General features: G+C 60.9%; 12 protein-coding genes. 2 read left to right on the top strand and 10 right to left on the bottom strand.

What is annotated here, in order from left to right; translation table 11 throughout:
- Positions 1-107 precede the first annotated feature (107 nt).
- Complete coding sequence (locus P353_RS27130; RefSeq protein WP_034376536.1) at positions 108-647, bottom strand: hypothetical protein; 540 nt, start codon at positions 645-647, stop codon at positions 108-110.
- A 366-nt stretch (positions 648-1,013) separates the two neighbouring features.
- Positions 1,014-2,309, bottom strand: a complete 1,296-nt coding sequence (locus tag P353_RS27125) for a DEAD/DEAH box helicase (protein ID WP_034376535.1) — start codon at positions 2,307-2,309, stop codon at positions 1,014-1,016.
- Between the two features lie 125 nt (positions 2,310-2,434).
- On the opposite strand from P353_RS27125, the gene P353_RS27120 reads away from it, so the two are divergent.
- Positions 2,435-3,430, top strand: coding sequence for a quinone oxidoreductase family protein (locus tag P353_RS27120; RefSeq protein ID WP_034376534.1), 996 nt, complete (start codon positions 2,435-2,437; stop codon positions 3,428-3,430).
- 24 nt (positions 3,431-3,454) lie between these two features.
- On the opposite strand, the gene P353_RS27115 is transcribed toward P353_RS27120, so the two are convergent.
- The 8 genes from P353_RS27115 to P353_RS27080 form a co-directional block, all read right to left on the bottom strand.
- A complete protein-coding gene (locus P353_RS27115) occupies positions 3,455-3,859 on the bottom strand; it encodes a nuclear transport factor 2 family protein (RefSeq protein WP_198529177.1) in 405 nt (134 codons plus the stop codon).
- A gap of 265 nt (positions 3,860-4,124) precedes the next feature.
- Entirely contained in the window at positions 4,125-5,435 is a 1,311-nt protein-coding gene (locus P353_RS27110; RefSeq protein WP_003053203.1) for a citrate synthase, read from the bottom strand.
- Between the two features lie 30 nt (positions 5,436-5,465).
- Positions 5,466-5,759 carry a succinate dehydrogenase assembly factor 2 gene (locus tag P353_RS27105; protein WP_003053208.1) on the bottom strand — a complete coding sequence of 98 codons (294 nt, stop codon included), beginning with the start codon at positions 5,757-5,759 and terminating at the stop codon, positions 5,466-5,468.
- Complete coding sequence (locus P353_RS27100; RefSeq protein ID WP_034376531.1) at positions 5,759-6,463, bottom strand: succinate dehydrogenase iron-sulfur subunit; 705 nt, start codon at positions 6,461-6,463, stop codon at positions 5,759-5,761. The genes P353_RS27105 and P353_RS27100 overlap by 1 nt, the downstream gene beginning before the upstream one ends.
- Positions 6,464-6,490: 27 nt before the next feature.
- Complete coding sequence (sdhA, locus tag P353_RS27095; protein WP_034376530.1) at positions 6,491-8,296, bottom strand: succinate dehydrogenase flavoprotein subunit; 1,806 nt, start codon at positions 8,294-8,296, stop codon at positions 6,491-6,493.
- Positions 8,297-8,329: 33 nt separating this feature from the next.
- Positions 8,330-8,695 (bottom strand): succinate dehydrogenase, hydrophobic membrane anchor protein, encoded by a 366-nt coding sequence (gene sdhD, locus P353_RS27090; RefSeq protein ID WP_003063575.1) that lies wholly within the window; start codon positions 8,693-8,695, stop codon positions 8,330-8,332.
- 41 nt (positions 8,696-8,736) lie between these two features.
- Positions 8,737-9,162 carry a succinate dehydrogenase, cytochrome b556 subunit gene (gene sdhC, locus P353_RS27085; protein ID WP_003053216.1) on the bottom strand — a complete coding sequence of 142 codons (426 nt, stop codon included), beginning with the start codon at positions 9,160-9,162 and terminating at the stop codon, positions 8,737-8,739.
- A gap of 146 nt (positions 9,163-9,308) precedes the next feature.
- Entirely contained in the window at positions 9,309-10,100 is a 792-nt protein-coding gene (locus P353_RS27080; RefSeq protein ID WP_034376529.1) for a GntR family transcriptional regulator, read from the bottom strand.
- 230 nt (positions 10,101-10,330) lie between these two features.
- Here P353_RS27080 and P353_RS27075 point away from each other — a divergent pair, with 230 nt between their 5' ends.
- The gene (locus P353_RS27075; RefSeq protein WP_003053219.1) at positions 10,331-11,320 is read left to right on the top strand and encodes a malate dehydrogenase; all 990 of its coding nucleotides are present in this window, start codon (positions 10,331-10,333) and stop codon (positions 11,318-11,320) included.
- Positions 11,321-11,327 lie beyond the last annotated feature (7 nt).

Here is an 11,327-nt window from a genome sequence, read left to right as displayed (position 1 = left end):
GGGGCATCAAAAAGCACAGTGAGCTGGCACTTTAGCGTGCTCACTGGTGCTGATGATGCTGATTGGCAATGTGTGCACTGCAGCTCCCTACCCGTTTTACAAATTGGTCACAGTTTCCAGCCGAACTCGAGCGCAATGAAAGCCGAGCATTGACCGCAGGTCTTCGGTGCAGCGCGGACCGTAACGCTGTAGCGCTCACCCTGCCAGCGCACCAGGGCTCCGGCGGCCGCCATGACGGGGCGTGTGTAGTTGGTGCGCAAGCCGGCATAAACGCCAGAGTGCAGATTGCCAAAAGTCAGCGGCGTGTACTCGCCTATGGCGTAGGTGCTCCAGCGGTCGATGCTGTTGCGATAGAAGCCGGCCTGCACGGAGAAATTGCTGGAAAACTCTCGTCTGATACCCAGGCCCAGGTTTTCCTCGTTCCATGTTTTGCCATGTTTCCGTTCGCTGAAATGGTGGCTGACCGTGTGCAGGTTGATATGCCATGCGCCCGCAGCCTGGCTGACCTGGGCAGGCTGATTGACCTCGGCGGACTGAGTGGCCTCGGCAGGCGGATTGGCTTCGGCAGTCTGGTTGGCTTCATCGGCCTGGACTGCGGAGCAGGCAATGACGATGGTCAATCCTGCCAGTGCTTTCAACGATTTCATTGCCGTTCCCCCCCGCATCGCTTCACAGGCGCATGCAGACAGGTCAGTGACATCCTTGGCTCGCGTTCGCAGCGATGGCAAGGGACCAGGCGTACCAATTTCTATTTAAGAAATTCATGTAAACCATGTTTCTTAATGTCTTTGACTATCGTGTTTTGCAGTGTAGGAATAGCTCTTATCTATTAGTGATTGAACTTCAATTGGATTTATGGAAATTTGGAGATTTCTCTGTCAAAGAATCGGCAGGAAGAGGGAGCGGCTGCGTCCGGCCAGGTTGAAGGCGGTCTCTGTCAGACGCACAAAAGGCCGCAGGGGCGGCCTTTTTGATGAGGTGCGGTGAGGGAGTCCTCGGCCTTGCGCGGCAGCTTAATCGGCTGGCTTGTGCTTTTCGGCGGCAGCCGCCGCACGCAGCTTGTCCTTCTTGCTGGGTCTGCGGCCCTTGATGCCGCCATTGCCATCTTGCGCAACCGGCGGCGGCGGCAGGGCCTCGGTGGGCTCAAAGCCCTGGACTTGCTCCAGATCGATCTCCAGCTGATTGCGCTTGCAGATCAGTTGCCAGTGCGCGGTGTCGGCGGGGCTTACAAAAGTGATGGCGCAACCCGCGTGCCCTGCGCGACCCGTGCGGCCAATTCTATGAATATAGTCGGCGGGCGAGCGGGGCAGGTCGTAGTTGATGACCGTGGGCAGCTGTGCGATATCGATGCCGCGCGCGGCCAGATCGGTGGTGATGAGCAGCTGCCAGCGCTTGGCCTTGAACTGGTCGAGCACGTCCTTGCGCGCACCCTGGCTCATGTCGCCGTGGAAGGTGGTGGCGTAGATGCCTGCCTTGTAGAGCTTGTCGGCCAGCATTTCGGCGCTGTGGCGCTTGGCGACAAAGACCAGGGCCCGCTCCCATTCGGGCTGGTTCTCGCCTTCCTTGACGAGCTGGCGCAGCAGCTGGGTGCGGCGGGTGCTGTCCACTGCAATGGCGCGCTGGCTGATGTTCTCGGGGCTGGCCGAATGTTCGGCGGCCTGGTCGGCATCGACCTGCACCCGAATGGGGTCGTGCAGCAGGCGGGTGGCCAGCGCCTCCACGTTCTGCGGGAAGGTGGCCGAGAACAGCAGGGTCTGGCGCTTGGCGGGCAGCAGGGCCAGCACGCGGTTGAGTTCTTCGGCAAAGCCCTGGTCCAGCAGGCGATCGGCCTCGTCCAGCACCAGATGCTCCACCGCGTTCAGGCGCACGGCGTTGTTTTCCACCAGATCCAGCAGGCGGCCCGGCGTGGCGACCAGAAAGTCGGCGCTGCCGCGCAACTGCATCATCTGCGGGTTGATGGAGACACCGCCATAGACCACGCGGCTGCGTGGTTGCTCACGCAGTTTGCGTGTGATGTCGCTCAGGCTTTCATGAACCTGCAGGGCCAGCTCGCGCGTGGGCACCAGAATCAAGGTGGCCAGCGGCCGCACAAAGCCGGTGTGGCTGCGCTTTTGCGCCAGCCAGGCCTGCAGCAGGGGCAGCAGATAGGCCATGGTCTTTCCCGAGCCCGTGGGCGCGCAGGCCCAGAGATCGCGCCCGGCCAGCACGGCGGGGATGGCCTCGGTCTGAATCGGCGTTGCGTCGCGCAGACCCAGATCAAGTGTGGCATCCAGAAGCTCGGCGCGCAGGCCTAGTGGGGCAAAAGACATAGAAGAATCAATAGCGGTGTGCAGGAGGCGCATTGTGCGGGAATTGCCGCGTCGCAGCGGGGCGCAGGGACAAGCGCGGCGGCAGGCTACATTCGGAGGATTTCAAACATCAAGGAGCGCAAACCATGATTCAGGCCACGCATCAAGCCATTGTCATGACGGAGTACGGAGGCCCCGAGGTCCTGAAGATCGCCTCGGTCGCCTCGCCGCCTCTGGCGGCCGGTCAGGTGCGCGTGCGGCACACGCGCATTGGCGTGAACTTTCACGATATCTATGTGCGCTCCGGACTTTACAAGACGCTGGCGCTGCCGGGCACGCCCGGCATCGAAGCCGTGGGGGTGGTGGCTGAAGTCGGGGACGGCGTGAGCCGCTTCAGGCCCGGCGACCGGGTCTGCTATGTCTCTGGTGCCTATTCCATCTACGCCGCCGAGCGCGTGATTGCGCACGACGAGCTGATGGCCGTGCCCGATGACCTCAGCGACGCGCTGGTCGCCTCCAGCCTGCTGCGCGGGCTGACGGCCGATGTGCTGCTGCACCGGGTGGCCAGGGTAGGCCAGGGCTCGCGGATTCTGGTGCAGGCCGCCGGTGGCGGCATGGGGCAGATTCTGAGCCAGTGGGCAACGCAGCTGGGCGCCATGGTGATAGGCACGGCGGGCGGCGATGCCACGGCAAAAAAGGCCGATCAGGCCGGCTGCGTGGAGGTGATCCGCTATCGCGGTGCGGGCGCCCAGGATGTGGCTGCGCGTGTGCAGCAACTGACTGGCGGCGAAGGCGTGGATGTGGCTTATGACGGCGTGGGCAAGGACAGCTTCGACGCCTCGCTGGCCAGTCTTGGCATCGGTGGCCAGTTGGTGATGTACGGGCAGTCTTCCGGCCCGGTGCCGCCGCTGGAGATTGCGCGTCTGGCCGCCAAATCGAGCAGCGTGTGCCGGCCCATGGTGTTCCACTTCGTCAAAAAGCCCAAAGAGCGCGATGCCATGGCCGCGCGCCTGTTCGAGGCGCTGCGCAAAAAGCATTTCCGCATGGGCGAGCCGCAGGAGTTTGCGCTGGCCGATGCGGCGCAGGCCCACAGGCAGCTGGAGGCGCATGGCGCCGTGCAGCCGATTTTGCTCGTGCCTTGACGGGGGCTATCTGCGCTAGCGGTCTTACTGCGCGCCGGCTTGGGGGCGTGGCAGATAGACCTCGCGCCACAGGCTGACTTTTTCATGCGCGTCAAAGCGCATGAGCAGCATGGCGACAAAGTGCTGGGCGCTGCCATCGGCCTTGGTGATGCAGACATCCATGGAAAAGACCACGGAGTCCTCGTCGGCCGTGGTGTGCCGGATGTCGTAGCGAATGCCTTCCATGTCCTGCTTCATGCCTTCGAGAAACTCGCGATAGCTCTCAAGGCTTGCCGCATAGTGGCGGCCGTTGGGCTCGACCACGAATTGCTCGGCAAAGCATTCGGCGACCTGCTCGCGGCTCAGCGTGGTGTGACGGCTCAGGTGGCGCTGGTTCCAGTCCAGCACGGCGTGGGCCAGCTCTAGATTGCGTTGTCGTTTTGCATGCATGAAGAGCAGTATAGAAGAGCCAATTCCGGGTTTGCCCGGAATTTCTGACTCGCACCGGTTAATGAATTTTTATAGCGGATAGCGCATGCTATAAAAGGATTTCATGGTGATTTCAATCTGAAATCGTTATGGGTAATGCGCAAGAAGCTATGCTTTTTTTGTCAAATGCCGAGATTGCAAGCTCACGCAAAAAAGCCCGCGGACTTTGCAGTCTGCGGGCTTTGTGCCACCCTGAGACCCGGAAATCCGGGCCTGGGCGTGCCGATCAACGCTGAGCGATAGGCTTGACGTCGCGCGACACGGAGCCGGTGAACAGCTGGCGGGGACGACCGATCTTGTACTCGGGGTCGGCCATCTGTTCGTTGAGCTGAGCGATCCAGCCCACGGTGCGGGCCAGAGCGAAGATGCCGGTGAACAGGTTGACGGGGATGCCGATGGCGCGCTGCACGATGCCGGAGTAGAAGTCCACGTTGGGGTAGAGCTTGCGCTGGACGAAGTAGTCGTCTTCCAGGGCAATCTTTTCCAGCTTCTTGGCCAGGGCGAACAGGGGATCGTTTTCCAGACCCAGCTCGGCCAGGATTTCGTTGCAGGTTTCCTGCATCAGCTTGGCGCGGGGGTCGTAGTTCTTGTAGACGCGGTGGCCAAAGCCCATCAGCTTCACGCCGCTGGTCTTGTCCTTGACCTGTTCCATGAACTCGCCGACCTTCTCGATGCCGCCGTTGGCCTGGATGCCTTCGAGCATGTTCAGGCAGGCTTCGTTGGCGCCGCCGTGGGCGGGGCCCCACAGGCAGGCCACGCCAGCGGAGATGGCGGCAAAGGGGTTGGTGCCGGACGAGCCGCACAGACGCACGGTGGAGGTCGAGGCATTTTGCTCGTGGTCGGCGTGCAGGATGAAGATGCGGTCCAGAGCGCGCTCAACCACGGGGTTGACCTTGTACTCTTCGCAGGGGTTGCCGAACATCATGCGCATGAAGTTGCCGGCATACGACAGGTCGTTCTTGGGGTACATGTAGGGCTGGCCCATACCGTACTTGTATGCCATGGCAACCAGAGTCGGCATCTTGGCGATCAGGCGGATCGCTGCAATGTTGCGGTGCTCTGGGTTGGTGATGTCGGTGCTGTCGTGGTAGAAGGCCGACATGCCGCCCACCAGACCGGTCAGCACGGCCATGGGGTGAGCGTCACGACGGAAGCCGCGCAGGAAGAACTGCATCTGCTCGTTGACCATGGTGTGCTTGGTCACCAGCTCTTCGAAGTCGGCCTTTTCCTTCTCGTTGGGCAGCTCCCCGTACAGCAGCAGGTAGCAGGTTTCCAGGAAGTTGCAGTTCTTGGCCAGTTGTTCGATGGGGTAGCCGCGGTACAGCAGCTCGCCCTTGTCGCCATCGATGTAGGTGATGGCGGATTGGCAGGCGGCGGTAGAGAGGAAGCCCGGGTCATACGTGAACATGCCAGTCTGGGCATAGAGCTTGCGGATGTCGATCACATCCGGGCCGATATTGCCCTGGTACACCGGCATTTCCACACTGGGAGCGCCATTGCTGAAAGACAGCGTTGCTTTGTTGTCAGCGAGTTTCATTTCCAAACTTCCTTCTCTAGTTTGCCTAGCCTACTGGGGACAGTTACCGGGCTGACGCTTGCGCACCATCTCCAGCACTTCCCTGACTTCTTGGGTATCGAGTTGTCCTTCAGGTTCCTTGCGACGCAAGAAAAGATCCATCAGGTCGTTGTCTGCCAGATCCATCAAGGCAGACAGGCCAGTCGCGTGTCTCCGCGTGAGCTGGCTTCCGTAGGTGGCGAAGAACTGCTCGATGAACAGATCGTTCTCAACCAGACCACGGCGGCTGCGCCACCTCAGCAGGTCGCGCTCACGTTCGTCGAGCAGAGTATTCGTCATCAGCATCAGACGGTTCGACGAACCATCAGCTCCTTGATCTTGCCAATGGCTGCAGTGGGGTTCAGGTGCTTGGGGCACACGTCCACGCAGTTCATGATGGTGTGGCAGCGGAAGAGGCGGTAAGGATCTTCCAGATTGTCAAGGCGCTCGCCCGTGGCTGTGTCGCGGCTGTCCGCGATGAAGCGGTAAGCCTGCAGCAGACCGGCCGGGCCCACGAACTTGTCGGGGTTCCACCAGAACGAGGGGCAGCTGGTGGAGCAGCTGGCGCACAGAATGCACTCGTACAGGCCGTTGAGCTCTTCGCGCTCTTCGGGCGACTGCAGGCGCTCCTTGCTGGGCGAGGCGTAGACATCGCTTTGCAGGTAGGGCTTGATCGAGTGGTACTGCTTGAAGAACTGGGTCATGTCCACGATCAGGTCGCGGATCACAGGCAGGCCGGGCAGGGGCTTGAGAACGATGTCGCCCTTGAGGGTGTTCATGTTCGTCAGGCAGGCCAGGCCGTTCTTGCCGTTGATGTTCATGGCGTCGGAGCCGCACACGCCTTCACGGCAGGAGCGACGGAAGGCGATGGAGGGATCCATCTCCTTGAGCTTGACCAGGGCGTCCAGCAGCATGCGCTCGTGACCGTCCAGCTCCACTTGCACGGTTTGCATGTAGGGCTTGGCGTCTTTGTCCGGATCGTAGCGGTAGATTTTGAATGTGCGCTTCATTTTGATCTTCTCTCGTGGGCTGCTGGATTAGAACGTGCGGACCTTGGGAGGAACGCTGGCAACGGTCAGGGGCTTGAGGTTCACAGGCTTGTAGGACAGGCTGTTGGTGGCGCTGTCCCACAGGGTGTGCTTGAGCCATTCCTTGTCGTTGCGGCCCAGCGGGAATTCGGCGTGGTCGGCAGGGTGCTCGTAGTCGTACACGGTGTGTGCGCCACGGCATTCCTTGCGGGCTGCGGCCGAGGTCATGGTGGCTTGTGCCACTTCGATCAGGTTGTCCACTTCCAGGGCTTCCATGCGTGCGGTATTCCACACCATGGACTTGTCCTTCAGGGTCACGGAGCCCACGCGTTCGCGGATGGCGTTGATCTTCTCGACGCCTTCGTCCATGCTCTTCTGGGTGCGGAACACGCCGGCATGCGTCTGCATGGAAGTGCGGATTTCGCCAGCGATTTCCTGGGCGTAAGTGCCTTCCTTGGAGTCCTGCAGCTGGTTCAGACGAGCCAGGGTGCGGTCAGCGCCGTCGGCGGGCACTTCATGGTGCGCGCCAAAGCCGTTGACGAATTCCACGATGTGCTTGCCGGCAGACTTGCCGAAGACCAGCAGGTCCAGCAGCGAGTTGGTGCCCAGGCGGTTGGCGCCGTGCACGGACACGCAGGAGCATTCGCCCACGGCATAGAGGCCGTTGACCACATTGTTTTGCTGACCGTCCCAGACAACGACCTGGCCGTTGATGTTGGTGGGGATGCCGCCCATCTGGTAGTGGATGGTGGGAACCACGGGGATGGGTTCCTTGGTGATGTCCACGTTGGCGAAGTTGTGGCCGATTTCTTCCACGGAAGGCAGACGCTTGCGGATGGTGTCGGCACCCAGGTGGTCCAGCTTCATCAGGATGTAGTCCTTGTTGGGACCGCAGCCGCGACCTTCCTTGATTTCCTGGTCCATCGAACGCGACACGAAGTCACGTGGTGCCAGATCCTTCAGGGTGGGAGCGTAACGCTCCATGAAGCGCTCGCCTTCGCTGTTGAGCAAAATGGCGCCTTCACCGCGGCAGCCTTCGGTCAGCAGCACGCCCGCGCCGGCCACGCCGGTGGGGTGGAACTGCCAGAACTCCATGTCCTGCAGAGGAATGCCAGCGCGGGCAGCCATGCCCAGGCCGTCACCGGTGTTGATGAAGGCGTTGGTCGAAGCCTGGAAGATGCGGCCAGCACCGCCGGTTGCCATCAGCACGGCCTTGGCGTGCAGTTCGTACAGGTCGCCGGTTTCCAGTTCAAGAGCGGTCACGCCGACCACGTCGCCCTGGGTGTTGCGGATCAGGTCCAGCGCCATCCACTCCACGAAGAAGTTGGTCTTGGACTTGACGTTTTGCTGGTATAGCGTGTGCAGCATGGCGTGACCGGTACGGTCAGCAGCGGCGCAGGCGCGTTGCACGGGCTTTTCGCCGTAGTTGGCGGTGTGGCCGCCGAAGGGACGCTGGTAGATGGTGCCGTCGGCATTGCGGTCGAAAGGCATGCCGAAGTGCTCGAGCTCGATCACGACGTTCGGCGCTTCACGGCACATGAACTCGATGGCGTCCTGGTCGCCCAGCCAGTCGGAGCCCTTGATGGTGTCGTAGAAGTGATAGTGCCAGTTGTCTTCGCTCATGTTGCCCAGCGAAGCGGACACGCCGCCTTGAGCAGCCACAGTGTGCGAGCGAGTGGGGAAAACCTTGGACAGCGAGGCGACGGACAGACCGGCGCGCGACAGTTCCAGCGCAGCGCGCAGGCCGGAGCCGCCGGCACCGACGATCACGACGTCAAACTTGCGCTTGGTGATATTTGCTTTGGAGTAGCTCATTCTTAACCTTCAATCGTGGAGACTGTGTCTCAATCAGAGACGCCACAGAACCTGGATGCCCCAGCCGATGCAGCCGACCAGCCAGACAATGGTGACCACTTGCAGTGCAAGGCGCAGGCCCACAGGCTTGACGTAGTCCATCCAGATGTCACGCACGCCGATCCAGGCATGCCAGCCCAGAGCCACGAAGAGGGCCAGGGTCAGAAACTTCATCCACTGGGGAGCAAAAATGCCGGCCCACTGCTCGTAGCCCACGGGGCCGCCGACCGTCAGAAAGCGCACCAGCAGCACAACGGTGTACAGAGCCATCAGGACGGCAGTAGAGCGTTGAGCCAGAAAGTCGCGGGTGCCATAGTGCGCACCGACAACAGTACGCTTGGAGCCGTAATTCACGGACATGGTTGTTTCCTTATCGTGAGGTGTTATTGACTGGACGCTGATCAGTACAGGCCGAACAGCTTGGCGCCAAGCACCACGGTCAGGGCAACGCTGATGCACAGCACGACTGCGGCAGTGGACTTGCCGGTCTGCTTGTTCACGGCGTGGTGGTTCACGTCCATCACCAGATGGCGGACACCTGCGCAGAAGTGGTGCAGATAGGCCCAGATCAGTGCCAGGCAGACGAGCTTGGCAAACCAGCCGAAGGGACCTGCGAATACCGACGTGAAGGAATCAAACGAAATTTCCGACGAGATCGAGTGGTCGAACATCCAGATGATGAACGGCAGCAGGATCGCCATCAGCAGGCCGCTGACGCGGTGCAGGATGGACACGATGCCTGCCAGGGGCAGGCGGTAGGTCGGTAGGTCCGAGAAGAAGTTGATATTGCGGAACTCTGGCCGCTGTTTTGCTTTTTGCTCTGTCATGGCAGGGTACTTTCGTGGATGTAACTGCGTTGTAATCGCTAGTGCGAAGCGACACAAAATTCTATTGCAATGCAGCAGAATCCGTTAGCCGAATTTGCATAACAGATGATTGGGCTCTGTTGCAATCAACGCTTTTACGGGGGGATTCAGTTCAATGCATTGCGGTAATGATGGGTGTCGGTGCGGTACAGACCGCGTCGTAACTCCATGGGAACATCGTTGTATGTGTAAGCAGTTCGCTCCACGCTGAGCAGCGGCGTGGTGCTGGGAATGTTCAGCAACTGGGCTTGCTCGGCATCCGGCAGAACGGCGCGAATCTTCTCGTCAGCCCGCACCATGCGCACGCCATAGTCGAGCTCGAACATGGCGTAAGTGGGGCCCTGGTAGCTGGACATCTGCTCGGCCGTCAGCCCCTTGAAGGCGTTGCCAGGCAGCCAGATGTCTTCCAAAATAGTCGGGATTGCCGAAAATGAAAGGGTGCGGCGCACATGCATCACGGCGTCGCCGGTGCGCAGGGCCAGGGCTCGGGCCACTTCGGCAGGCGCGCGCAGGCGGCGGCACTCCAGAATGTGGCGCTCTGCGCGGCCTTCGCCCTGCAGGTCGCCGGCATCGGGGCGCAGATTCAGAAAGCGGTACTGCACCTGCTGGGCGGCGTGAGTGGCCACAAACGTGCCCTTGCCCTGACGGCGCATGACCAGATTTTCGGCGGCCAGTTCATCGATTGCCTTGCGCACCGTGCCCTGGCTGACCTTGAAGCGGGCTGCCAGCTCCATTTCACTGGGGATCAGTTCTCCGGGGCGCCATTCGCCAGCTTCCAGGCTTTGCAGGATCAGGCCCTTGATCTGCTGGTACAGAGGGCTGAAGGCTGGGGTGGAGACGCCGGCACCACCGCTATGGCTGGCGTTGTTGTCCGGGGCTGTGTTGTGGGGGCTGGGCATAGTTGGTTTTGAAGGTATCGCCTCCGCGATGCGATGCACAAAAAACAGTCGATTTGACTCTGGTCGCTAAGTGAAGATCATATCTTATATAAGACATAAGACAAATTGACCGGGCTTTGATTTCAGCAGTACACTTGCCGCATGTTTGCGGAGCTTGCGCTACTGGTGGTTACGCTGGTGCCGCCTGGCGCCCATAACATCTCACTTTTTTCCAATCTTGGAGTTTCACCATGAGCAAGAAGCCCGTCCGTGTCGCCGTTACCGGCGCAGCTGGCCAAATCGGTTACGCCCTGTTGTTCCGCATCGCCTCCGGCGAAATGCTGGGTAAAGATCAGCCCGTTATTCTGCAACTGCTGGAAATCCCCGACGAAAAGGCTCAAAACGCTCTGAAGGGCGTGATCATGGAGCTGGAAGACTGTGCCTTCCCTCTGCTGGCCGGCATCGAAGCCCACGCCGACCCCATGACCGCCTTCAAGGACACCGACTACGCTTTGCTGGTGGGCGCCCGTCCTCGTGGCCCCGGCATGGAACGTGCTGACCTGCTGGCTGCCAACGCCCAGATCTTCACCGCCCAGGGCAAGGCTCTGAACGCTGTGGCTTCGCGCAATGTCAAGGTTCTGGTTGTGGGCAACCCCGCCAACACCAACGCCTACATCGCCATGAAGTCGGCTCCCGATCTGCCCGCCAAGAACTTCACCGCCATGCTGCGCCTGGACCACAACCGCGCTGCTTCCCAGCTGGCTGCCAAGGGCGGCTTCAAGGTTGGCGACATCAGGAAGCTGACCGTGTGGGGCAACCACTCGCCCACCATGTACGCCGACTATCGCTTCGCCACCGTGGACGGCAAGTCCGTGAAGGAAGCCATCAACGACCAGGAATGGAATGCCAACGTGTTCCTGCCCACCGTGGGCAAGCGCGGCGCCGCCATCATCGCTGCTCGCGGCCTGTCGTCGGCTGCTTCGGCTGCCAACGCTGCCATCGACCACATGCGTGACTGGGCCCTGGGCTCCAACGGCGAATGGGTCACCATGGGCGTGCCTTCCAACGGCGAGTACGGCATCCCCGCCGGTATCGTGTTCGGCTTCCCCGTGACCACCACGGCTGACGGCGAATACAAGATCGTCGAAGGTCTGGAAATCGATGCCTTCTCGCAAGAATGCATCAACAAGACTCTGGCTGAGCTGCAAGGCGAGCAAGACGGCGTCAAGCACCTGCTGTAATCAGCGC

The sequence above is a fragment of the Comamonas testosteroni genome (assembly GCF_000761245.1).
Classification (GTDB): Bacteria; Pseudomonadota; Gammaproteobacteria; order Burkholderiales; family Burkholderiaceae_C; genus Comamonas; species Comamonas testosteroni_C.
Note: the sequence above shows the minus strand (reverse complement) of the source record. Positions and strands in the feature narration are given on the sequence as shown.